This is a genomic window from Massilia sp. TWR1-2-2 (assembly GCF_049897565.1).
Lineage (GTDB): Bacteria > Pseudomonadota > Gammaproteobacteria > Burkholderiales > Burkholderiaceae_D > JAFCUW01.
Genome location: NZ_JAFCWM010000001.1, coordinates 357,391 through 378,390 on the forward strand (window position 1 = coordinate 357,391; position 21,000 = coordinate 378,390).

Consider the following 21,000-nt stretch of genomic DNA (forward strand, 5'->3'; position numbering starts at 1 on the left):
CACCAGCAGAGGCCCGCGGCACGCGACGCCAGCGGGATGACAACAGCCTTATCAATCCGCGAAGAAAGGTATCACCCATGAAGATCCAGCACATCAAACGCAAGGCGCTCGGCGCCCTCGTCAGCGGCGCCGTCGCCGGTGCACTGTTCGCCCTGGCCGGACCGGCGTTCGCCGCTGCCGCCGCGCCGAGCAGCCTCGAAGCGGCCACCTACGCCGGCGCCGACCGCCAGGCACGCCTGGTCGCCGCCGCCCGCAAGGAAGGCGAACTGATGATCTACACCTCGGTGCCGGTCGACGACATGGCGATACTGACCGCCGCCTTCGAGAAAAAATACGGCATCAAGGTCAAGGTCTGGCGCGCCGGCTCCGAAAAAGTGCTGCAGCGCGCCGTCACTGAAACGCGCGCCAACCGTTTCGACGTCGACATCATCGAAACCAATGGCCCCGAACTGGAGTCGCTGCACCGCGAAAAAATGCTGCAGGAAGTGAAGTCGCCTTACCTGGCCGACCTGATCGGACCGGCAATCCAGCCGCACCGCGAATGGGTCAGCACGCGCCTGAACATCTTCGCGATGGCCTACAACACAGGCAAGGTCAAGGCGGCCGATGTGCCGAAGACCTACCAGGACCTGCTCGATCCTAAATGGAAGGGCAAGCTGGGCATCGAGGCCGAAGACCTCGACTGGTTCGCCGGCGTCATCGCCGAATTGGGCGAGGCGAAGGGGCTCAAGCTATTTCGCGACATCGTCGCCACCAACGGCATCTCGGTGCGCAAGGGCCACACCTTGCTGACCAACCTGGTCGCCTCCGGCGAAGTGCCGATGGCGCTGACGGTCTACAACTACAAGGCCGAGCAGATGAAGAACAAGGGCGCGCCGATCGAATGGTTCACCATCGCGCCGGCGATTGCGCGGCCGAACGGCGTCGGCGTCATGCGCGCGGCGCCGCATCCGAACGCAGCGGTGCTGTTCTACGATTTCATGATCAGCGACGCCCAGCCGATCCTGCTGGCGCGCGACTACGTCCCGACCAGCAAGCAGGTCGACACCAAGTTGAACAAGATGCCGATCAAGTTCGTCGATCCGAAGGTCGTGCTCGACGAGGACGCCAAGTGGAGCAAGCTCTACGAAGAGATCATCACCAAACAGTCCAAGTAACCACGCATCGTCTAACAAGGAAATATCATGGGCAAGGAATCACACTACAACAGCAAGAAGGATCGCGTGTTCCTGCGCGCGATCGCCGGACCGTACAACCTGAAGGACGAACTGACGCGCCTGCGCTCGATGCCGCGCGTGGTGAAGGGCTCGGAGATGAAATTTACCGACGGCCCGCAGTCGTTCTCCAAGCACTTCGTCGAGCCGGTCGACGGCCTGACGCAGACGCTGCACGTCCACCTGGAAGAGTATTCGCCGGGCGGGCGCACGCAAAAGCACGGCCACGTCAACGAGGCGGCGTTCTACATCCTCGACGGCACCGGCTATGAAATCCACGACGGCATCCGCTACGACTGGGACGCCGGCGACGTCGCCATCGTCCATAACAACTGCGTGCACCAGCACTTCAACAAGGATCCGCTGAAGCCGGCGCGCGCGCTTGTGATCAAGCCGAAGCCGATGATGATGTTCATGAACCTGTTGTTCCAGCAGCAGGTGATTCCGCGCCCGACCGAGCCGACCGAAGGCGGCAAGGATTTCGAGCCGCGCCACTTCGAGCAGGACTACAACCACGACGCCGCCTGAGGCGCGCACCAAAAAGGAATCGAGATGGCCTGGAGTGAATCGAAAGCGTGGTTGACGGGATCCGACAACCAGGCGCTGTATCAAGACCTGCTGGACGACGCCACCAGCGCGCCGGCGCGCAACGCCAAGCGCAACAAGGTGGTGCATCCGAGCGACATGCCGTGGGAGCTGTCGCGCCAGGGCATTCTCAAGCACCTGCTCAACGAGCAGATGAATACCCGCATGGAGTCGGTCGACGCCTACATGCAGCTGATCCCGCCGGGCAGCCGCTCGGGCAAGCACCGCCACCTGGCCGAGGAATGCGTCTACGTGCTCGAAGGGCGCGGCTACGACCTGCACCAGGACTGCGATGTCGAGATCACCGACACCTACCACTGGAAGCCGCAGGACGAGGTCAAGCGCTATGAATGGGAAGCGGGCGACGTCATCTACATTCCGCCGAATACCATCCACCAACATCTCAACGCCGACCCGGCGCGGCCGGTGCGCCTGATCTCGGCGATCAACCGCATCTACCAGAAGTTCGGCCTCAACGACATCGAGCAGATCGAGGATGCGCCGGAATACCGCCCAGGCGTTATCCTGTCTGCCGAGCTGGTGGCGCAATACATGTCCGGCCAGCGCAAATAAACGCCCCCAACCACGCCAGGAAAAATCTCATGAAACGATCGTTTATCAAACACTTTGGCCTGGCGCTGCTGGCCGGCGCGCTCGCCGCGCCCACCTTCGCCCAGGATTACTCGCTGCTGAACTACAGCGGCCCGGATCGCGAACAGAAGGTGCTGGCCGCGGCGAAGAAGGAGGGCGCCTTCACGCTCTACACGTCGATCGCCGAAAAGGACCTGGCGCCGCTGGTGGGGCCGTTCGAGAAGAAGTACGGCATCAAGGTCAAGGTGTGGCGCGCCGGCAGCGACAAGGTGCTGCAGCGGACGGTCACCGAAACCAGTGGCAAGCGCTACGACGTTGACGCCATCCACATCAGCGCGCCCGAGATGGAAGCGCTGTACCGCGAAAAGGTGCTGCAGCCAGTGGCCACGCCCGCCTTTGCCAGCCTGCTGCCGGGCATGCTGCCGGCGCACCGCGAATGGGCATCGACCTTGCTGACGGTGTTCGTGCAGGCCTATAACACCAGCGTCGTCAAGAAGGAGGAGCTGCCCAAGAAGTTCGAGGACCTGCTGCAGCCGAAATGGAAGGGCAAGCTGGGCATCGAGATGGAGGACTTCGACTGGTTCGCCGCCACCGTCACGTCGATGGGCGAAGCGAAGGGGGTCAAGCTGTTCAACGACATCGTCGCCGCCAACGGCATCTCGGTGCGCAAGGGCCACTCGCTGCTGACCAATATGGTCGGCTCGGGCGAAGTGCCGCTCGCGCTCACGGTCTACAACTACATGCCGGAAGCGGCACGCAAGAAGGGCGTGCCGATCGGCTGGTTCGTGCTGGAGCCGGCGGTGGCCCGCGCCAACGGCATCGGCATCGCGCGCCGCGCCCCGCATCCAAATGCGGCGCTGCTGTTTTACGACTACATGCTGTCGGCCGAAGCGCAGAAGATCCTGGTTTCGCTCGATTACGTGCCGACCAATGCGTCGGTCGACTCGCCGCTCGCTGGCATGAAGTTGACCGTTATCGATCCCGCCGTCACGCTGAACCAGATGGACAAGTGGAACAAGCTGTACGACGACGTCGTGCTCAAGCGCGCCGGTAAGTAGACGCCGCGACGATGGGCGAGTGGCTGGCGCTATGCTCGGCGGGGTGTTTCGCCGCCGCCAACGTGACCATCACGCGCGGCGCCGTCAAGGGCCAGGATAACGGCGCCTTCCTGTCGATCCTGCTGACGATGTCGATCGCCGGCGCCTGGTGGCTGTGGCGCAGTGCCGTCCACGGTCTGCCGTCGCCGGACATGGCGTCGCTGCTGTGGTTCGGCGGCGCCGGCATCCTCACCATGTTCATCGGCCGGGTGTTCCTGTATGCGTCGATCCAGCGCCTGGGCGCGGTGCCGGCGTCCGCCGTCAAGCGCCTCAACCCGCTGTTTTCGGTGCTGCTCGGGGTGCTGCTGCTGGGCGAGGCCTTCGACGGCGCGATGGCGCTCGGCATGCTGCTGATTGCAGCCAGCTTCGCGGTGCTGATCCGCCAGTCGCTGCGGGAGGCACGTCCGGCCGACGGCGAGGCGCCGCGTTCGCTGCGTGCCACGCTGGCCAACCTCGGCTACTTCTACGGCCCGGTCTCGGCGCTGGCGTACGCGTTTGGCTACGTCGCCCGCAAACAAGGCCTGGCCGGCATGCCCGATGCCGCGTTCGGCACCATGTTCGGCGCGGTTGTCGGCGCGCTGATGTTCGTCTTGATCGCCCGCTTTGTCGACAGCTACAAGGTGGCACTGCGCCAGACCTTCGCTGTCTTCAACCCGTGGCTGTTCGCCGCCGGCGTACTCAGTTCGGCCGGCCAGCTGCTCTATTTTGCCGCGCTAAACGGCAGCACCATCGCGCGTTGCGCGATGCTCAGTTCGATGGAGGCTTTTTTCACGATCTTTTTTACGGTGCTGGTCACCCGCTCGGGCAAGCAGCTGACCGCGCCGGTGCTGCTGGCCTGCGCCCTTGGCGTGGCCGGCACCGCGTTCATCGTCATCAAGTAACGCGGTCGCTCAGGCGCTTTGCTGGCGCGGGCACACGCCGGCCAGGTCCGCCGCCAGCGACGGCTGCTTCGGGTCGATGTAGACCTTGCCGTCGATGGTGTGCACCGCGTACGTGCGCAGCGGGATCATGCAGGGCGGGGTGACTACTTCGCCGGTGCGGATGTTAAAGGCGCCATTATGAAAGTCGCATTCGATGATGTCGCCGTCGATGTAGCCTTCCGACAGCGAGCCGGGGCCGTGCGTGCAGGCGTCGTCGGTGACGTAGTAGCCGTCGTCGAGATGGTACACGGCCAGCGACAGGCCGTCCTTTTCGACCTTGGCGGCGCAATTGGGCGCCACGTCGGTGCTGGCGCACAGCTCGAGCAGGTCCTGCAGTTTGAATTCGGTGGTGGTTGTCATGGTCAGTGCCGTTTTTTTCAAGAGGAGATGAGAGAAACGCAAAACAGGGAGGTCCCGCGCTGCCGGGATTGACAGTGCGACTGGACTGATGATATCTTAAATCACCAAATAGGAACAGCGTTCCACATAAAAGAACGCAAGCCAGATCGTCCGGCACCGGCGCCTCCAGTGCGATGCAGGCAGCGCGATTCCATCGACCGACAAGCATTTTTGAGGAAACCTGAAATGACCAAGCGCGAACAAAACGAATTACTGACCCAGACCGGCCCCGGCACCCCGATGGGCGACCTGTTCCGCCGCTACTGGATGCCGGCCCTGATGTCGTCCGAACTGCCCGAGCCGGACTGCCCGCCGGTGCGCGTCAAGCTGCTCTCCGAGCGCATGATCGCTTTTCGCGACAGCAGCGGAAAGCTCGGCCTGACCGACGAATTCTGCGCCCACCGCGGCGTCTCGCTGTGGTTCGGCCGGGTCGAGGAAAACGGCATTCGCTGCCCTTACCACGGCTGGAAGTACGACACCAGCGGCCAGTGCGTCGAGGTGCCGTCCGAGCCGGTCGAAAGCGGCTACTGCAAGAAGATCAAGCTGAAAGCCTATCCGATGATCGAGCGCGGCGGCATCATCTGGACCTACATGGGCCCGCCGGAGCTGCAGCCGCCGCTGCCCGAATTTGAATTCGCCACGGTCGCCAAGGAGCGCAGCTACGTCTCCAAGCGCCACCAGGAATGTAACTACCTGCAGGCGATGGAAGGCGGCATCGACTCGTCGCATGTGTCCTTCCTTCACAGCGGCGCGCTCGAACGCGACCCGCTGTTCAAGGGCGCGCGCGGCAACAAGTACAACCTGCAGGACTTCCAGGTCAAGTTCGAGGTGGTCGAATCGGACGGCGGCCTGCTGATCGGCGCGCGCCGCAACGCCGAGGAGGGTAACTACTACTGGCGCATCACGCAGTGGGTGATGCCGTGCTTTACGGCGATCCCGCCGCGCGGCGACCATCCGATCCACGGCCACTTCTGGGTGCCGATCGACGACGAGACCTGCTGGTCGTGGAGCTACGACTATCATCCGACGCGCGACCTTACCGCCACCGAAGTGCAGGCGATGGACGACGGCCACGGCATCCACGTCAAGCTGATCCCGGGCACCTTCATCCCGGTGCAGAACAAGGACAACGACTACCTGATGGACCGCGCAGCGCAGAAGGCCAAGATCAGCTACAGCGGCATTTCCGGCATCGCCATCCAGGATTCGTCGCTGCAGGAAAGCATGGGGCCGATCGCCGACCGCAGCAAAGAGAACCTGGTTTCGACCGACAACGGCATTATCATGGCGCGCCACCGCCTGCGCAAGGCTGCGCTGGCGCTGCAGAAGGGCGTGCCGCCGCCGGGCCTGGAAGCGATCACGCACCGGGTTCGCTCGGCCGCGCTGGTGCTGCCGCCCGACGTCGCCTTCAAGGACGCCGCCAAGGATGCGCTGATCGCGCGCGAAGGCGTGCCGCTGACATCGGTGTAGCGCATGGCCATGCTGGGTGCGGCCAGGAAGGACGCCGCCCACTTCGCCGCCCTCGACCGCATCAAGGAGTGGACGCGCGAACGCTTCAAGCTGCCCGCCGCGGCGCCGATCGTGGTGTCCGAGCTGGCCTGCTCGGTGCCCGGCTGCCCGCCGCTGGAAACGGTGGCGGCCTTCTGGAGCGCCGACGGCAGGCGCTACCAGTTCAAGCTGTTCAAGCCGCCGGAACAGGTGACCCCCGACGATCTGCCCTACACCTGGCTGATGAAGTCCCTTGAGGCGGCCGAGGGCGCCGGCCTTGACTGCTGCTAGCCCGACTTACGAAAACAACGGAGATGCCTGATGTCTGAACTGCACCTGAAGACCGCGATCCAGACCCTTGGCCACACGCGCGCACTGAAAGACGGCACGGTGACGCCGCAAGGATTTACCTTCGATTTCGAGGACGTTTCGCCGATCATCCAGGCGTTTCGGCGCATGGTGCGCGGCAGCGATTTCGACGTCAGCGAAATGGCGATCACCACCTACCTGTGCGCGCGCGCCGCCGGCAAGCGCATCACAGCGTTGCCGGGTTTTCTGGTGCGGGCATTTCACCATGGCGCCGTGCTGCACAATGCCGCGCGCGGCAGCTTCGAGCCGAAGCAGCTGGAAGGCCGGCGCGTCGGCGTCAACCGCGGCTACACCGTCACAACGGGCGTGTGGGCGCGCGGGGTGCTGCAGCACCAGTACGGCGTCGACCTGTCGAAGATAACCTGGGTCTTGTCGGGCGACGAGCACGTCGCCGAATTTATGGCGCCGGCAAACGTCGTGCGCGTCGAGCCGGGCCAGCAGCTCGAGCAGATGCTGCTGGACGGCGAGATCGCCGCCGCCACCGGCCTGGCCACCGACCATCCCGATCTGCAGCCGCTGATCCCCGGCGCCAAGGCGGCCGGCTTCGCCGCGCTCGAGCGCGACGGCTATTACCCGATCAACCACACCGTGGTGGTGCGCGACGAGCTGCTGACGGCCCATCCGCAACTGGCGGCGCAGCTGTTCGATGCGTTTGCCGAAGCGAAGCGTTTGTACGTTGCCCGCCTGCGCGCCGGCGCCATCGCCGAGCCGACCGCCTCCGACACGCTCTACGCCCGCGTCATGCAGATCACCGGGGCCGACCCGCTGCCGTACGGCGTCGAGCCGAACCGGCCGATGCTGGAGATGGTCATGCGCCTGGCCGCCGAGCAGGGCATCATCGCCGCCCCTTACCCGATCGAGCAGCTGTTCGCCGCCGGCACGCTGCAGCTCGCCGCCTGACCCAACTCACCTAGGAAATCGCATGGATACCCAACAATCGGCGGTGACGCTGCCACAACTGCAGCAGATGAAGCGCGACGGCCGCAAGATCGTCGGCATGGTGGTGTGGGACTACCAGATGGCGCAGATCGTCGACCGCGCCGGCATCGATATCGTCTCCGTCGGCGACACCGTCGGCGTCAACCTGTGGGGCCACGCCAACCCGTTCGAGATCACGATGGACGAGATGCTGGTGGTCTGCAAGGCGGTGCGGCGCGGCGTCAAGCGCGCGCTGCTGAGCGCCGATTTTCCGTTCGGCCCGCTGCAGGAGGGCACCCAGTACGCCGTCAGCGCGGCCATCCGCATGGTCAAGGAGGCCGGCATCGACATGCTCAAGCTCGACGGCGCCGCCGATTTTCCCGACACCGTCACCGCCATTGCGCGCGCCGGCATCCCGGTGTTCGCCCAGTTCGGCATCACGCCTCAGACCGCGCTGCAATACGGCATTCCGTACAGCGCCGCCAATTCGGCCGGCGCCGTCGTCACCGACGACATGATCGAGCGCCTGGTCCGTGAGGCCAGGCGGCTCGAGGACGCCGGCGCCACGCTGCTCGACTTCACCAATTCCGGCGCCGCCGCCGGCGCCGCGGTGGCGGCGGCGGTCAAGATCCCGGTGATCGGCGGCTTCGGCGGCGGGCCGTGGCTCGACGGCCGCATGCGCATGGCGCACGCGGCCATCGGCTACCCGGCCAGCGCCATCGATTCAGCGGTCGAAAACTACGCCAACGTCGCCCGGATCGCGCTCGACGCCATTGGCGCCTTCGCCGCCGATGTCCGCGCGGCGCGCCAGATCAAGGGCGCCGTGCCCGTCAAACCCGCAGCCTGACCGGAGACCGCCATGCCTTTCGTCCACACCGACGGCATCGAAACGCGCTACGACATGATCGGCACGGGCCCGCCGCTGCTGATGTTTTCGCCGGGCGGCTTCAACGCCACGCTCGAGCAGTGGTCCTCGCTCGGCATCTACGCCCGCACCCGGCCGCTCGAGCATCTCGCGCGCCATTACACCTGCATCGTGTTCGACCGCCGCGAATGCGGCCAGTCGGGCGGGCGCATCGAAACGGTGGGCTGGAACGACTATGTCGCCCAGGGCAAAGCGCTGCTGGCGCACCTTGGCATCGCCAGCGCGCACATGATGGGCGGTTGCATGGGCTGCAGCCCGGTGCTGGCGTTCGCCGCCGCCCATCCGCAAATGGTGCGCAGCATGGTGCTGTACTGGCCTGTCGGCGGCGCGCGCTATCGCTTGACCAGCGAAGCGCGATTCGCCGAGCACCTGGCCTACGTCGAGCAGCACGGCCTGGCGCAGGTCGTCGCGCTGGTGCGCGAAGGGCGCAAGCCGTTCGGCGCCGATCCGCGCGGCGGACCGTGGGCCTCGGTGATCGCGCGTGACGGCGATTTCGCCGAACGCTTCGCGCTGCAGGATGTCCAACAATACGAGCACCTGGTGACGGCGATGGCGCATGGCCTGATCGACCGCGACACCGCGCCGGGCGCCGAGCCGGAACAGCTGATGGCGCTGCAAATTCCGGCGCTGGTCATTCCCGGCAAGGACGCCTCGCACGCGACGTCGGCCGCGCGCTACCTCGAAGAATGCCTGCCGCGCGCCGAATACTGGGATGCCGCGCCAGCCGACCAGTCCGAAGAGGCTACTGCGGCGCGCCTGCTGCAGTTCCTCGCCAACGCCGATAAACTCACCGACCTGCCGCCGCCATGATCATCGACACACACTGCCACTACACCACCGAGCCGGCTGCCTTCCACACCTTCCGCGACAAGCAGCTGGCCGGCCTGGCCGACCCCGCGCGGCGGCCGCCGACCACGCAGCCGGACATCAGCGACGAAGCGCTGATCGCCTCGGTGCAGCCGCAGCTCAAGCTGCAGCGGGAGCGCGGCAGCGACCTGACGATCTTCTCGCCGCGCGCGGCCGGCATGGCGCACCACGTCGGCACCGAAGCCACCAGCCACCAGTGGGCCGCCGTCAGCAACGACATCATCCATCGCCTCTGCACCCTGTTGCCGGATAATTTCGTCGGCGTCGGCCAGTTGCCCCAGTATCCCGGGGTGTCGCCCAAAAACTGCCTGGCCGAACTCGAACGCACCGTCGACCAGCTCGGTTTCGTCGGCGTCAACCTCAATCCCGATCCGTCCGGCGGCTACTGGACCGATCCGCCGCTGATCGACCGCTACTGGTATCCGATCTACGAAAAGCTGTGCGAACTCGACGTGCCGGCGATGGTGCACGTCACCTCGTGCTGCAATCCGGCCTTCCACCACACCGGCGCCCATTACATCAACGCCGACACCACCGCCTTCATGCAGCTGATCCAGGGCGACCTGTTCAAGGATTTCCCCACCCTCAAGCTGGTAATTCCGCACGGCGGCGGCGCCGTGCCTTATCACTGGGGGCGCTACCGCGGGCTGTGCCTGAGCATGAAGAAGGTGCAGCTGCTCGATCACTTGATGAACAACGTCTTCTTCGACACCTGCGTCTACCACCTGCCGGGCATTGAGCTGCTGACCAAGGTAATCCCTATCGGGAACATCCTGTTCGCCTCGGAGATGCTTGGCGCGGTGCCGGGCATCGACCCCGAAACCGGCTTCAGTTTCGACGACACCAAGCGCTACATCGACCAGGTCGCGGGCCTCGGCGACGCCGAGCGCTATCAGATTTTCGAGGGCAATGCGCGCCGCGTCTATCCGCGCCTGGACGCCTTGCTGAGCGCGCGCGGCCATCCGGCCCGCGCCGCGTAATTTAAAAAAGGGGCGCGCGTGGGCGTTCGGCGAGCGTTCTTTTATATGGAACGCAGTTTCATTTTTGATTGCCCTGTGCGAAAAATGCACATACAATGATTTCAGAACAAGTATCCGGCATGACTTTCGAGGAGAACCGCATGTCCACCATTCCCCGCCTGAACGGGATCATTCGCGCGCTCGAGGCCGGACAGCATTCGTTCACGCTGTTCGCTCCGTGTGAGGCCGAAACCGCCATCGAGCTGTCGATGTCCGGCTACGACGGCGTCGTGTTTGAAGGCGAGCACCGCGGCTGGGACATCGCCGCCTTGCGCAACAGCCTGCAGTTCATGCTCAATCGCGCCCAGATCGTCGAAGCCGGAACGGCCGCGCCGTCGGTCACGCCCACCGCGCGCATTCCCGCCAATGGCGCCGAAATGAACCAGTTCCTCGCCAAGCAGGCGCTCGACATGGGCTGCTACGGCATCATGTTCCCGCATATCAGCACGGTGCAGGAGGCGTACAACGCGGTCGCTTCCTGCCGCTACCAGCGCCTCAAGGACAAGCCTCTGTACGAGCCGGCCGGCGTGCGCGGCGACGGCCCGATGCAGGCGGCGCGCTATTGGGGACTGTCGATGCAGGAGTATTACGCGCGCGCCGACGTCTGGCCGCTGGCGCCGCAAGGCGAAATCCTCGCGGTGCTGCAGATCGAAGACCTGGCCGGCATTGCCAACCTGCCGGACATGCTCAAGGAAGTACCGGGCATCGGCGCGGTGCTGATCGGCGAGGGCGACCTCGGCCAGGAGCTCGGCGTCCCGCGCCAGCCCGAGCATCCGCTGGTGCTCGACGCGATGGCGCAGATCGTCTCGATCTGCAAGCAGCACGACGTCATCGTCGGCCATCCGCGCGTGTCGCCGTCGAATATCGAGCGGGTCAAGGCCGAAGGCTACCGCTACCTGATGTGCCCCGCGCCGCGCAACTACGCCTCGCTCGAACATGCGCGCAAGGCCACCGGCCGCTAAGCGGCCACCGACATTCATCTTCAAGGAGCAGTTGTGGAAAAAGTACTCGCGGCGGTAAAGACCGGTCCAAGCAAGATCGAAATCCAGGAATTTCCGATGCCGGAGGTGCCGGCAGACGGCGCCTTGCTGCGCATGGAGGTGGCCGGCATCTGCGGCACCGACGTCAAGATGTACAAGCAGCCGCTGGCGCGGGGGCCGGTCATCATGGGCCACGAGAACATCGGCTACATCACCAAGGCCGGCGCCGAATTCACCCGCCGCAAAGGCTTCAAGGAAGGCGACCTTGTATTCGTCGAGCACTACGTCGGCTGCATGAAGTGCGAATGGTGCCACCAGGGCGAGTACCGCCACTGCGAGAACACCGACTGGCGCTACAACCCGGACGGCATCCGCTACGGCTATACCAGCGCCGACAAGCCGCCGCACCTGTGGGGCGGCTTCGCCCAATACGCCTACCTGCCGTGGAATTCGGTGATCCACAAGGTACCGGCCGGCGTCACGCCGGAGCTGGCCGGCCTGGTCACGCCGATGGCCAACGGCATCGAGTGGTCGCTGTTCGATGGCGGCGTCGGCTACGACAGCGTGGTGCTGATCCAGGGGCCGGGCCAGCAGGGACTGTCGCAGACGGTCATCTGCAAGCAGGCTGGCGCCAAGCTGATCATCGTAACCGGCACCTCGAAGGACGCCGCTCGGCTGGAGGTGGCCAAAGCGCTGGGCGCCGATTTCGTCATCGACGTGCAGAAGGAAGATCCGCTCGAACGCATCATGGAGATCACCGGCGGGCGCGGCGTCGACGTCGTGCTCGACTGCACCGCCGGCGCCGGCACCTTCCCGATCCTGCTCGGCGTCGAAGCCTGCAAGCGCAAGGGCGGCGTCATCGTGATGCAGGGCGAAATGCCGGAATTCCCGAATTTCCCGATCGCTAAAGTGACGCTCAAGTTCATCACCCTCAAGAGCGCGCGCGGCCACAGCTACCGCGCATGCGAACTGGCGCTGGCGCAGATTGCGTCCGGCCGCTTCCCGCTGGAAAAGGTCACCACCCACAAGTTCGGCCTGAAGGACGTCGACCTGGCGATCCGTTCGGTCGGCAACGAGGGGCTGCCCGACGTCATCCACGCTTCCCTGATGCCGTGGATGTAAGGACGCCATGAGCGCGCCGATCGCCGAGCACGGCCAGCGTATTCCGGTCACTGTGCTGACCGGGTATCTCGGCGCGGGCAAGACCACGCTGCTGAACCGCATTCTGTCCGAGCCGCACGGCCGCCGCTACGCGGTGATCGTCAACGAGTTCGGCGAGACCGGCATCGACGGCGACCTGGTGGTCGGCGCCGACGAAGAGCTGTTCGAGATGAACAACGGCTGCATCTGCTGCACCGTGCGCGGCGACTTGATCCGCACGCTGCACGAGCTGCTGGCGAAAGGCGGCAGCTTCGACGCCATCATTATCGAGACCACCGGCCTGGCCGATCCGGGACCGGTGGTGCAGACTTTTTTCGTCGACCATTTCCTGCAGGCGCGCACGGTGCTCGACTCGGTGACGACGCTGGTCGATGCGCGCCACATCGGCCTGCGCCTGGCCGACAGCCGCGAAGCGCGCGAGCAGATTGCCTTCGCCGACCAGATCATCCTGAACAAGACCGACCTGGCCGGCGAGGCCGAACTGGCGGCAATCGAAGCGCGCCTGAAGGCGATCAATCCGCTGGCGCCGATCCTGCGCGCCCAGCGTGCCAATGTCCCGCTTGACCTGCTGATCGGCCGCGGCGGCTTCGACCTGGCGCGCATCGTGTCGCTCGAGCCGGCTTTTTTGCAGGCCGAGGAAAACGGCCACGTGCACGACGAGCACTGCGGCCATGTGCATGACGAACCGCAGCACGACCACCAGCACGACAGCGATATCGGCGCCGTCGCCTTGCAGTCGGAGTGGCCCCTGGACGGCGACAAGATCAGCGCCTGGCTCAATGCGCTGGTCGCCAGCAAGGGCGCCGACATCCTGCGCGCGAAGGGGATCATCGACGTCGCCGGCGAGGCGCGCCAGCTGGTGTTTCAGTCGGTGCACATGGTCCTGGAGGGCGACTTCCAGCGGCCGTGGCGAGCCGGCGAAAATCGCGCCAGCCGCCTCGTGTTCATCGGCCGCCACCTGGACCGCGCCTTGCTCGCGGCCGGTTTCGAACGCTGCATCGCTTAGGGACCACCATGCAACCAATCAGCAACGCCCGTGCAGCCACCCATACCCACCACCGCATCGCGGTGGCCAATTCGCAGCCGCGCCGCATCAAGCTGGTCGGCCTGGGCGACGGCGGGCGCGCCATCGCCGACGCGCTCGACCTGGCGCTGCTGCGCGACGTCGCCGTGGTCGGCGCCGATCCGGCACAGCTGGCTGGCGCCGAGATGATCGTCACGATTGCCTGCGCCGGCGACGACCTCGCCGCCGCCCCGGCCATCTTGCAGCTGGCGCGCGCGGCCAACGTGATGGTGACCGGCATCCTGCTCGACCAGGGCGATACCCACGCCGAGCTGCCGAAACTGCGCGCCGCCTCCGACATCCTGATCGTCGCCCGCGACGCCAGCTACGTCTCCGACATGCTTGCCCAGCTGGGTGCCTGACCCACCGACCACCCAAGGAGACACCATGCCCCGCAATCCGCTTTCCTCGCTGCTCGCCGCGCTGATTCTTTGCAGTGCACCGGCCGCGCACGCAGCCGACGTGCCGTTGCGCGTCGGCGTCAGCGCCGCCAGCAGCGACGCCGTCTTTTACATCGCCGACAAGAAGGGCTACTTCAAACAGGAAGGGCTGGCGGTGACGTTCACCCCGTTCGACTCGGCTGCCAAGATGGTGGCGCCGCTCGGCGGCGGCCAGCTCGACATCGGCGGCGGCTCGCCGTCGGCGGGCCTGTACAACGCGGTCGAACGCGGCATCGACATCAAGATCGTCGCCGACAAGGGATCGACCCCGGCCGGTTACGGTTTTCAGCCGCTGCTGGTGCGCAAGGACCTGGTTACCAGCGGCCGCTACAAGTCGCTGAAGGATTTGAAGGGCATGAAAATCGCCGGCAGCGCGCCCGGCAGCGCCTCGACATCGACGCTGAACGAGGCGCTCAAGAGCGTCGGCCTGAAGACGTCCGACGTCGAGCGGGTGTTCATGGCGTTCCCGCAGCACGTGCAGGCGCTGCAGAACAAGGCGGTCGACGCCGCGATGACGACCGAACCGTCGGCCACGCGGGCGGTGCAAAGCGGCGCCGCGGTACGGGTGATGGGCGACGATGCGATCTACCCGGACCACCAGCTGGCCGTGGTGCTGTATTCCGGTGAATTCATCAAGCAGAACCCGGACGCGGCGAAGCGCTTCATGCGCGCCTACCTGAAGGCGGCGCGCGACTACAACGACGCGCTCAAGGGTGGCCGCATCGCCGGCCGCGACGCCGCCGGCATCATCGCCATCCTGACCGAATACACCAACATCAAGGATCCGAAAATCTTTGCCGCCATCACGCCGCAAGGCACCAATCCCGATGGCCGGGTGCATGAGGCGAGCCTGAGGAACGACCTCGCGTTCTTCAAGGAAGAAGGGCAGGTCAAGGGCAACGTGACGGTCGAGCAGGTGCTCGACATGCAGTTTGTCGAGGCGGCGCTGAAGGAACTGGGCCCGTACGTAGCCAAAAAAGCCAAATGAATGGCGCAGCGCTGCGCCGGCCGGCGCAGCGCATTACAAAGGAGATCAGGCATGAACAACAGGAACATGATGCGCTGGGGCGCGGGGCTGCTGCTGGCCTTGAGCACCGCCGTGGCCAGCGCGGCCGAACCGGTGGTGGTGCGCGTGGGCCTGGCCAACGCCAGCAGCGACGTCGGCTTCTTCATCGCCGACAAGAAGGGCTACTTCAAGCAGGAGGGATTGAACGTCAGCTTCCTGGCATTCGATTCGGGCGCCAAGATGGTCGCGCCGCTCGGCAACGGCCAGCTCGAAGTGGGTGCCGGCTCGCCGTCGGCGGGCCTGTACAACGCGATCGAGCGCGGCATCGACATCAAGATCGTCGCCGACAAGGGGTCGACGCCGCCAGGCTACGGTTACCAGCCGCTGCTGGTGCGCAAGGACCTGGTCGACAGCGGCCGCTACAAGTCGCTGAAGGACCTGAAGGGCATGAAGATCGCCGGCAGCGCCACTGGCAGCGCCTCGACGTCGACCCTGAACGAGGCGCTGAAAAAAGCCGGCCTCAAATACGGCGACGTCGAACGCATTTTCCTCGGCTTTCCGCAGCACGTGCTGGCGCTGCAAAACAAGGCGGTCGACGCGGCGATGACGACCGAGCCGTCGGCCACCAAGGCGGTGCAAAGCGGCGCCGCGGTGCGCGTGATGGGCGACGACGTGATCTACCCGAATCACCAGTTGGCGGTGGTGCTGTACTCGAGCGCTTTCATCAAGGACAACCCGGCAGCGGCAAAGGGCTTCATGCGCGCCTACCTGCGCGCGGTGCGCGAATATAACGATGCGCTCAAGGACGGCAAGATCGCCGGCCCCAACGCCGCCGAGATCATCGCCATCCTGACCGAATATACCAACGTCAAGGATCCGGCGGTGTACCGCACCATCACCCCGCAGGGCTGCAATCCGGACGGCGCCGTGCATCTGGCGAGCCTGAAGAACGACCTCGCTTTCTACAAGGAAGAAGGGCACGTCAAGGGCAATGTCACGGTCGAACAGGCGCTCGACAACTCGTTTGTCGAGGCGGCGTTGAAGGATCTCGGTCCCTACAAGCCGCGCAGCGCCAGGAAGTAGGCGCCATGGACACCAGACCGAACGCGCGGAAGGCGGACATCAAGATCCGCATGCGCAACCTGACCAAGACCTTCGACGGCGCCCACGGCCTTGTCACGGCGCTCGACGATGTGACGCTCGATATCGAGGCCGGCAGCTTTTTCATGATCGTCGGGCCCAGCGGCTGCGGCAAGACCACGCTGCTGCGTATCCTGGCAGGCCTCGATTCGCCCACTTCCGGCTCGTTCGAGATCAGCGCGCCGGCGGCGGGGCGGCCGGCCAATTCGATGGTGTTCCAGGGCGACTCGCTGTTTCCCTGGATGACCGTGTTCGAGAATGCGGCGTATGGCCTCAGCCTGCGCAACAAGCCGAAGGCGGAGATTGCCGACGTGGTCGGCCATTATCTGAACCGTACCGGCCTGTCGCGCTTCACCAGGGCCTATCCGCACCAGCTGTCGGGTGGCATGCGCCAGCGCGTGTCGATCGCGCGGGCGTTCGCCAACGACCCGGACATCCTGCTGATGGACGAGCCGTTCTCCGCGCTCGACGAACAGAACAAGGTACTGCTGCAGGAAGAGCTGCTGCGCATCTGGGAGGAGACCCGCAAGACCGTCGTGTTCATCACCCACAGCGTCGACGAGGCAGTCACGCTGGGCGACCGGATCATGATCATGAGTGCGCAGCCCGGCAGGATCAAGCAGATGGTCGACGTGCCGTTTGCGCGCCCGCGCGACGTGCTGGAGCTGCGCGCCCGTCCGCAATACGGCGAGCTGGTGTATTCAATCTGGGGCCACCTGCGCGACGAAGTGCAGCGCGCCCGCGCGCAAGATGAAGAGAGTGTGAAGACATGAGTACCTTGCCTGAAACCCGCCCCGCGCCGATGCGCGCGGCCGTCACGCGCGCGCCGCGCCGGCGCCTGAGCGCCGGCAACCGCGACCGGCTGATCAGCCTGGCATCGCCCGTGCTGCTGTTGCTGCTGTGGGAGACGCTGGTGCGCATCGGCGTGCTCGACGCCCGCTTTTTTCCCGCCCCCTCGAAGATATCTGAAACCTTGTTTGCGTTGGCGGGCGACGGCACCCTGTGGGTCAACACCTGGGCCAGCCTGCAACGCCTGTTCTGGGGCTTCCTGCTCGGCGGTATTCCGGCCCTGCTGCTCGGCATCGCGATGGGACTGAACCGGCCGCTGCGCGCGTTTGTCAATCCGCTCGTCGCGACGACCTATCCGGTGCCGAAAAGCGCGATCTTTCCGCTGATTTTGCTCATTTTCGGCCTCGGCGAATCGTCCAAGATTGTCATGGTCGGGATCGGCGTGTTCTATCCGGTGCTGATCAATTCCTGCACCGGGGTGCTTGGGATCAGCAAGATCTTCCTCGATGTCGGCCACAACTTCGGCGCCACGCGCTGGCAGGTGTTCCGCACGATCGCCATCCCCGGCGCCGTGCCGCACATCATGAGCGGCGTCAAGCTTGGGGTAGGGATGGGGCTGATCCTTATTGCGATCGCAGAAATGATCGGCGCCAAGAGCGGGCTGGGGTTCATGATCTGGAACGCCTGGGAGATCCTGTCGGTGGAAACGATGTACGTCGGCCTGATCGTGATCGCCGTGCTCGGGTTCGCGTTTTCGATGATACTCGACGAAGTCGAGCGTGTGCTGATCCCCTGGAAGGACGGGCGCTGAAGCGGGACGGTTCCGATATTCACGGATGGTATAGGTGGTATCGGAACTGGAAATTGGGCTAAGCAGGCAGAGTGGATTATCATGCGGGAAATAATATTTCCCTGGAGTTTTCCTTGCCATACCTGACATCCGCGCCGTCCGTGGCCGAATTCCCAAACAGCGTTGCTTCGACCGTCACCGATTTCGTCTCCGGCCTGCAACGCATCAACGCACGCCGGGCGCCGGCCCGCAGCGCATCGGCCAAGGCGACGCCGGCAAATCGCGCCGCCGCTGGCCGCAGTGACATTTCGTTGCCGAGTTTGTCCGCCGGATTCGGCGACATCGCCTGGCGCAGTTGAATGCTGGCGGCGGCTGGCCGGCGCGATCGGCGAACGTTGCCGGCCGTGACGCTCGGCGGCGCTGTTGCAGCCTCGCCGGACCCGATTGGCAGCGTTTCCCGGGTTCGCGCGTCTGCACGGGTTGTCGTGGTGCGGGGCCCCGGAATCGAACCGGGTTATCAGTCTTAGGTATGCTACCGACTCGGACTGGGCTTTACCAATAAGCGAACCTCGCAAATGAATAGTACCGCATAATTCCAGAATGGCAATTAATATTCGCGGATATCAATATTAATTCTTTCACGGAATCTAGTCATATTGATAGGGTTTTACCGGGACGTCATTGTCGTGGTGGTTTTCAAGGTCATTCAGGTCAACCATGTGATCCCACCAGATGTACCATCCCTCCGCCTGGCTTTCTTCCACTTCCGGGTGCTGCGCCATGTACTCGTGCATGAATTGATCAAATTCTGATACGTAGCCGCCGGGGCCGCTACGGGTCTGCTCACGTTTCGTACTCATAGTTCCCCCCTTTGACCCGCGTTTGACCTCTCTCAGCTTGGTGAGTTCTCCACAGACAGTTCGGCGCCGCCAGTTTGGATGTACTGCACGAACGAAATGCCGTACGATACGCGCCGTCAGCTGCCTATTTTGAAGACGCAATGAATCAAGAGTTACTGAAGGAATCTACTGCCACCGATGCGGCGCCACGCTTTCGCCCGGTGCCGTGGACCTCGCTGGAAACGCCGCAGGACGTCGAGCTGTGGATTGACGAGCACAACCGCAGCTTGCAGGAAAATATCGGCCCGCAAGAGACCGGCTACGGCGTCTGCTTTACGCTCGCCGTCGGCGGCAACATCTTCATGCAAACCAGCGGCGACGCCATCATGCTCGACGTCGAGCCGGACGCTGCTTGGGTGGCGCCGCTGATCATCGCCGCGACCGGCGCCGCCGAGCCGGCCGGGCAGCTGTGGGTGCTGCCCGAAGACAGGCTGGTGCAGCTCATCGTCGGCGTTTCCAGCTTGGTCGCCAGTACGACGCTGGTGAGCGGGCACAAGTTTGGCTCGCGCAATCGCAAGATGGCATAGCCGCCTCATCTACTTTTTTCTACCGATCGGACAACGTCATGCGCCTGGACGCCACCTACACTTTCCGCCGCCACGCCTTGAAACTGGCGGCGCTGGCGCTTGTCGCCGGCCTCGCGTTGCCGGCCGCCGCTGCTGACCTGCTGACCACCGCCAAGGCGCGCGGCACGTTGCGCATCGCAATGGAAGGCACCTATCCACCGTTCAACTTCAAGGATCCGAAGACCGGCGAGCTGGCCGGCTACGACGTCGACGTCGCGCGCCTGGTGGCCGCCAGGCTGGGCGTGAAGCCCGCGTTCGTCAGCACCGAATGGGCGGCGATCCTGGCGGGACTGGGCGCCGGCAAGTACGACGCCATCGTCAGCCAGGTCGGCATCACGCCGAAGCGCCTCGAGGCCTTCGACTTTTCCGAGCCGTACACCTACTCCAGTGCGCAGCTGATCGTGCGCAAGGACGAGCGCGCCAACTACGCGACGCTGGCCGCGCTGAAGGGCAAGAAGCTTGGCGTGGGGCAGGGCAGCGTGTTCGAGCAGCAAGCCAAGGCGGTGCCCGGCATCGAGGTCAAGAGTTACCCGGCGGCGCCGGAAAACCTGCAGGACCTGGCAGTGGGGCGGATCGATGCCGCGCTCAACGACAGCCTGATGGTGGCCTACCTGCTGAGCAACTCGACGCTGCCGATCAAGGCCGGCGCGCGCGTCGGCAACGTCGAGCGCATGGGCATTCCGTTTCAGAAGGGTAATCCGCAGTTCAAGGCCGCGGTCAACAAGGCCTTGGCGGACGCGGCGGCCGACGGCAGCCTGAAGAAAATCTCGGTAAAGTGGTTCGGCACCGATGTCAGCCGTCCGGCACCGTAAGATGTCGCGCCGCTGAGCCTTGATGGACCTGTTCAACCTGCTGCGCGACGCCGCGCCCGTGATGCTGACCGGCGCCGGCTACACGCTCGTGTTCGCCATCGCGTCGATGGTCGGCGGGCTGGCGCTCGGTTTTCCGGCCGCAGTGATGCGCATGTCTCCGTACGCACTGCTGCGCTGGCCTGCCACGCTGTACGTCAGCGTGATGCGCGGCACGCCGCTGCTGGTGCAAATTTTTGTCATCTATTATGGGTTGCCGAGCATCGGCATCGAATTTACCCCGGTCACGGCCGGCGTACTGGCGCTGTCGCTCAACGCCGGCGCCTACCTGTCGGAAAGCTTGCGCGGCGCCATCGACAGCATCGGCATCGGCCAGTGGCGCGCCAGCTTCAGCCTTGGCCTCGGCTACTGGCAGACGCTGGGACACATCGTGTTGCCGCAGGCACTACGGGTGGCGGTGCCCTCGATGAGCAATACCTTGATCAGCCTGATCAAGGACACCTCGCTGGTGTCGGTGATCACCATGACCGAACTGATGCTCTCCACCAAGGAAGTGATCGCCACCACTTTCCGTCCCTTGCCGCTCTACATTGCCGCCGCCGCAATCTACTGGTGCATGAGCCTGGCTTTCGAAGCGGTGCAGCGCCGCGCCGAGCGCCGCCTCAACCGCGCACATCAGTAAACCTGACAACGGGGTCAGACCTGGGTCTGACCCTAATGCCGCTAAGTTAAGCTTTTTTTTCCTCAGTCGTCTTTTTCGTCAATCGTTTTTCGGGATAGCGCTGCGCTACTGCTTTAACGACCCGGGCGAACTTTCGTCCGGGTCGTTGGGCTTTCAGGTCTAGCACCAGCCTTTCACGCAATCGCTTCAGTATTGCAGGAAGTTTTCCCTGCGCGGTGGCCGGCCCGATCATTAGCAGTTCGTTCTGTATGGTGACCAAGGCCAAGGTAAAACTGATTTCGGT

General features: G+C 64.7%; 25 protein-coding genes, 1 tRNA gene and 1 pseudogene. 23 read left to right on the top strand and 4 right to left on the bottom strand.

The genetic code is table 11. The features are described 5' to 3' along the window. Positions 1-77 precede the first annotated feature (77 nt). The 5 genes from ACP7DD_RS01800 to ACP7DD_RS01820 are packed head-to-tail and all read left to right on the top strand — an operon-like array spanning position 78 to position 4,368. Positions 78-1,157 carry an ABC transporter substrate-binding protein gene (locus ACP7DD_RS01800; protein WP_426172971.1) on the top strand — a complete coding sequence of 360 codons (1,080 nt, stop codon included), beginning with the start codon at positions 78-80 and terminating at the stop codon, positions 1,155-1,157. A 27-nt stretch (positions 1,158-1,184) separates the two neighbouring features. Next, positions 1,185-1,742 carry a cupin domain-containing protein gene (locus ACP7DD_RS01805; RefSeq protein WP_426172972.1) on the top strand — a complete coding sequence of 186 codons (558 nt, stop codon included), beginning with the start codon at positions 1,185-1,187 and terminating at the stop codon, positions 1,740-1,742. 24 nt (positions 1,743-1,766) lie between these two features. Further along, positions 1,767-2,372, top strand: a complete 606-nt coding sequence (locus ACP7DD_RS01810) for a cupin domain-containing protein (protein WP_426172973.1) — start codon at positions 1,767-1,769, stop codon at positions 2,370-2,372. A gap of 29 nt (positions 2,373-2,401) precedes the next feature. Continuing rightward, entirely contained in the window at positions 2,402-3,448 is a 1,047-nt protein-coding gene (locus ACP7DD_RS01815; protein ID WP_426172974.1) for an ABC transporter substrate-binding protein, read from the top strand. Positions 3,449-3,459: 11 nt separating this feature from the next. After that, positions 3,460-4,368 (top strand): EamA family transporter, encoded by a 909-nt coding sequence (locus ACP7DD_RS01820; RefSeq protein ID WP_426172975.1) that lies wholly within the window; start codon positions 3,460-3,462, stop codon positions 4,366-4,368. A 9-nt stretch (positions 4,369-4,377) separates the two neighbouring features. Here ACP7DD_RS01820 and ACP7DD_RS01825 read toward each other — a convergent pair whose 3' ends face one another. Next, a complete protein-coding gene (locus ACP7DD_RS01825) occupies positions 4,378-4,767 on the bottom strand; it encodes a non-heme iron oxygenase ferredoxin subunit (protein WP_426172976.1) in 390 nt (129 codons plus the stop codon). A 225-nt stretch (positions 4,768-4,992) separates the two neighbouring features. On the opposite strand from ACP7DD_RS01825, the gene ACP7DD_RS01830 reads away from it, so the two are divergent. The 15 genes from ACP7DD_RS01830 to ACP7DD_RS01900 all read left to right on the top strand — a co-directional run bounded on the left by ACP7DD_RS01830 (position 4,993) and on the right by ACP7DD_RS01900 (position 18,120). Next, positions 4,993-6,276 (top strand): Rieske 2Fe-2S domain-containing protein, encoded by a 1,284-nt coding sequence (locus tag ACP7DD_RS01830; RefSeq protein WP_426172977.1) that lies wholly within the window; start codon positions 4,993-4,995, stop codon positions 6,274-6,276. 3 nt (positions 6,277-6,279) lie between these two features. Next, complete coding sequence (locus ACP7DD_RS01835; protein ID WP_426172978.1) at positions 6,280-6,585, top strand: hypothetical protein; 306 nt, start codon at positions 6,280-6,282, stop codon at positions 6,583-6,585. 30 nt (positions 6,586-6,615) lie between these two features. Next, positions 6,616-7,563, top strand: coding sequence for an ABC transporter substrate-binding protein (locus ACP7DD_RS01840; RefSeq protein ID WP_426172979.1), 948 nt, complete (start codon positions 6,616-6,618; stop codon positions 7,561-7,563). Between the two features lie 22 nt (positions 7,564-7,585). Continuing rightward, positions 7,586-8,428: a 3-methyl-2-oxobutanoate hydroxymethyltransferase gene (locus ACP7DD_RS01845; protein WP_426172980.1), complete on the top strand. Its 843-nt coding sequence runs from the start codon at positions 7,586-7,588 to the stop codon at positions 8,426-8,428. A gap of 12 nt (positions 8,429-8,440) precedes the next feature. Continuing rightward, positions 8,441-9,316, top strand: a complete 876-nt coding sequence (locus ACP7DD_RS01850; RefSeq protein WP_426172981.1) for an alpha/beta fold hydrolase — start codon at positions 8,441-8,443, stop codon at positions 9,314-9,316. Then, positions 9,313-10,353: an amidohydrolase family protein gene (locus ACP7DD_RS01855; RefSeq protein WP_426172982.1), complete on the top strand. Its 1,041-nt coding sequence runs from the start codon at positions 9,313-9,315 to the stop codon at positions 10,351-10,353. The genes ACP7DD_RS01850 and ACP7DD_RS01855 overlap by 4 nt, the downstream gene beginning before the upstream one ends. Positions 10,354-10,493: 140 nt before the next feature. Further along, positions 10,494-11,354 carry an HpcH/HpaI aldolase family protein gene (locus ACP7DD_RS01860; protein ID WP_426172983.1) on the top strand — a complete coding sequence of 287 codons (861 nt, stop codon included), beginning with the start codon at positions 10,494-10,496 and terminating at the stop codon, positions 11,352-11,354. A 33-nt stretch (positions 11,355-11,387) separates the two neighbouring features. Next, entirely contained in the window at positions 11,388-12,494 is a 1,107-nt protein-coding gene (locus ACP7DD_RS01865; RefSeq protein ID WP_426172984.1) for a zinc-dependent alcohol dehydrogenase, read from the top strand. Positions 12,495-12,501: 7 nt separating this feature from the next. Next, complete coding sequence (locus ACP7DD_RS01870) at positions 12,502-13,539, top strand: CobW family GTP-binding protein (protein WP_426172985.1); 1,038 nt, start codon at positions 12,502-12,504, stop codon at positions 13,537-13,539. 8 nt (positions 13,540-13,547) lie between these two features. Then, positions 13,548-13,958 (top strand): hypothetical protein, encoded by a 411-nt coding sequence (locus ACP7DD_RS01875; protein ID WP_426172986.1) that lies wholly within the window; start codon positions 13,548-13,550, stop codon positions 13,956-13,958. 25 nt (positions 13,959-13,983) lie between these two features. Continuing rightward, a complete protein-coding gene (locus ACP7DD_RS01880) occupies positions 13,984-15,024 on the top strand; it encodes an ABC transporter substrate-binding protein (RefSeq protein ID WP_426172987.1) in 1,041 nt (346 codons plus the stop codon). 51 nt (positions 15,025-15,075) lie between these two features. Continuing rightward, positions 15,076-16,125 carry an ABC transporter substrate-binding protein gene (locus tag ACP7DD_RS01885; RefSeq protein WP_426172988.1) on the top strand — a complete coding sequence of 350 codons (1,050 nt, stop codon included), beginning with the start codon at positions 15,076-15,078 and terminating at the stop codon, positions 16,123-16,125. Positions 16,126-16,130: 5 nt separating this feature from the next. Next, on the top strand, positions 16,131-16,955 hold the full coding sequence (locus ACP7DD_RS01890) for an ABC transporter ATP-binding protein (RefSeq protein WP_426172989.1): 825 nt from the start codon (positions 16,131-16,133) through the stop codon (positions 16,953-16,955). Beyond that, positions 16,952-17,782: an ABC transporter permease gene (locus tag ACP7DD_RS01895; RefSeq protein WP_426172990.1), complete on the top strand. Its 831-nt coding sequence runs from the start codon at positions 16,952-16,954 to the stop codon at positions 17,780-17,782. Before ACP7DD_RS01890 ends, ACP7DD_RS01895 begins: the two co-directional genes overlap by 4 nt. A 71-nt stretch (positions 17,783-17,853) precedes the next feature. After that, the gene (locus ACP7DD_RS01900) at positions 17,854-18,120 is read left to right on the top strand and encodes a hypothetical protein (protein ID WP_426172991.1); all 267 of its coding nucleotides are present in this window, start codon (positions 17,854-17,856) and stop codon (positions 18,118-18,120) included. Positions 18,121-18,247: 127 nt separating this feature from the next. Here the strand turns inward: ACP7DD_RS01900 and ACP7DD_RS01905 are convergent. Both ACP7DD_RS01905 and ACP7DD_RS01910 read right to left on the bottom strand, forming a co-directional pair. Further along, positions 18,248-18,334 (bottom strand) — tRNA-OTHER (locus ACP7DD_RS01905). Between the two features lie 74 nt (positions 18,335-18,408). Then, entirely contained in the window at positions 18,409-18,621 is a 213-nt protein-coding gene (locus tag ACP7DD_RS01910) for a DUF3460 family protein (protein WP_426172992.1), read from the bottom strand. Positions 18,622-18,761: 140 nt separating this feature from the next. Here ACP7DD_RS01910 and ACP7DD_RS01915 point away from each other — a divergent pair, with 140 nt between their 5' ends. From ACP7DD_RS01915 to ACP7DD_RS01925, 3 genes are read left to right on the top strand one after another with little or no spacing between them, the layout of a single operon-like run. Next, positions 18,762-19,187, top strand: a complete 426-nt coding sequence (locus ACP7DD_RS01915; RefSeq protein WP_426172993.1) for a hypothetical protein — start codon at positions 18,762-18,764, stop codon at positions 19,185-19,187. Between the two features lie 38 nt (positions 19,188-19,225). Continuing rightward, positions 19,226-20,038, top strand: coding sequence for a transporter substrate-binding domain-containing protein (locus ACP7DD_RS01920; RefSeq protein ID WP_426172994.1), 813 nt, complete (start codon positions 19,226-19,228; stop codon positions 20,036-20,038). A 22-nt stretch (positions 20,039-20,060) separates the two neighbouring features. Beyond that, positions 20,061-20,717, top strand: a complete 657-nt coding sequence (locus ACP7DD_RS01925) for an amino acid ABC transporter permease (RefSeq protein WP_426172995.1) — start codon at positions 20,061-20,063, stop codon at positions 20,715-20,717. A gap of 46 nt (positions 20,718-20,763) precedes the next feature. Here ACP7DD_RS01925 and ACP7DD_RS01930 read toward each other — a convergent pair. Continuing rightward, positions 20,764-21,000 (bottom strand): annotated as a pseudogene (locus ACP7DD_RS01930) (IS4 family transposase); the annotation flags it as partial.

Excerpts from the sequence above, each read along its gene's own strand:
- ACP7DD_RS01800 (WP_426172971.1), top strand. The coding sequence starts at position 78 with ATGAAGATCCAGCACATCAAACGCAAGGCGCTCGGCGCCCTCGTCAGC.
- ACP7DD_RS01805 (WP_426172972.1), top strand. The coding sequence starts at position 1,185 with ATGGGCAAGGAATCACACTACAACAGCAAGAAGGATCGCGTGTTCCTG.
- ACP7DD_RS01810 (WP_426172973.1), top strand. The coding sequence starts at position 1,767 with ATGGCCTGGAGTGAATCGAAAGCGTGGTTGACGGGATCCGACAACCAG.
- ACP7DD_RS01815 (WP_426172974.1), top strand. The coding sequence starts at position 2,402 with ATGAAACGATCGTTTATCAAACACTTTGGCCTGGCGCTGCTGGCCGGC.
- ACP7DD_RS01820 (WP_426172975.1), top strand. The coding sequence starts at position 3,460 with ATGGGCGAGTGGCTGGCGCTATGCTCGGCGGGGTGTTTCGCCGCCGCC.
- ACP7DD_RS01825 (WP_426172976.1), bottom strand. The coding sequence starts at position 4,767 with ATGACAACCACCACCGAATTCAAACTGCAGGACCTGCTCGAGCTGTGC.
- ACP7DD_RS01830 (WP_426172977.1), top strand. The coding sequence starts at position 4,993 with ATGACCAAGCGCGAACAAAACGAATTACTGACCCAGACCGGCCCCGGC.
- ACP7DD_RS01835 (WP_426172978.1), top strand. The coding sequence starts at position 6,280 with ATGGCCATGCTGGGTGCGGCCAGGAAGGACGCCGCCCACTTCGCCGCC.
- ACP7DD_RS01840 (WP_426172979.1), top strand. The coding sequence starts at position 6,616 with ATGTCTGAACTGCACCTGAAGACCGCGATCCAGACCCTTGGCCACACG.
- ACP7DD_RS01845 (WP_426172980.1), top strand. The coding sequence starts at position 7,586 with ATGGATACCCAACAATCGGCGGTGACGCTGCCACAACTGCAGCAGATG.
- ACP7DD_RS01850 (WP_426172981.1), top strand. The coding sequence starts at position 8,441 with ATGCCTTTCGTCCACACCGACGGCATCGAAACGCGCTACGACATGATC.
- ACP7DD_RS01855 (WP_426172982.1), top strand. The coding sequence starts at position 9,313 with ATGATCATCGACACACACTGCCACTACACCACCGAGCCGGCTGCCTTC.
- ACP7DD_RS01860 (WP_426172983.1), top strand. The coding sequence starts at position 10,494 with ATGTCCACCATTCCCCGCCTGAACGGGATCATTCGCGCGCTCGAGGCC.
- ACP7DD_RS01870 (WP_426172985.1), top strand. The coding sequence starts at position 12,502 with ATGAGCGCGCCGATCGCCGAGCACGGCCAGCGTATTCCGGTCACTGTG.
- ACP7DD_RS01875 (WP_426172986.1), top strand. The coding sequence starts at position 13,548 with ATGCAACCAATCAGCAACGCCCGTGCAGCCACCCATACCCACCACCGC.
- ACP7DD_RS01880 (WP_426172987.1), top strand. The coding sequence starts at position 13,984 with ATGCCCCGCAATCCGCTTTCCTCGCTGCTCGCCGCGCTGATTCTTTGC.
- ACP7DD_RS01885 (WP_426172988.1), top strand. The coding sequence starts at position 15,076 with ATGAACAACAGGAACATGATGCGCTGGGGCGCGGGGCTGCTGCTGGCC.
- ACP7DD_RS01890 (WP_426172989.1), top strand. The coding sequence starts at position 16,131 with ATGGACACCAGACCGAACGCGCGGAAGGCGGACATCAAGATCCGCATG.
- ACP7DD_RS01895 (WP_426172990.1), top strand. The coding sequence starts at position 16,952 with ATGAGTACCTTGCCTGAAACCCGCCCCGCGCCGATGCGCGCGGCCGTC.
- ACP7DD_RS01910 (WP_426172992.1), bottom strand. The coding sequence starts at position 18,621 with ATGAGTACGAAACGTGAGCAGACCCGTAGCGGCCCCGGCGGCTACGTA.
- ACP7DD_RS01915 (WP_426172993.1), top strand. The coding sequence starts at position 18,762 with ATGAATCAAGAGTTACTGAAGGAATCTACTGCCACCGATGCGGCGCCA.
- ACP7DD_RS01920 (WP_426172994.1), top strand. The coding sequence starts at position 19,226 with ATGCGCCTGGACGCCACCTACACTTTCCGCCGCCACGCCTTGAAACTG.
- ACP7DD_RS01925 (WP_426172995.1), top strand. The coding sequence starts at position 20,061 with ATGGACCTGTTCAACCTGCTGCGCGACGCCGCGCCCGTGATGCTGACC.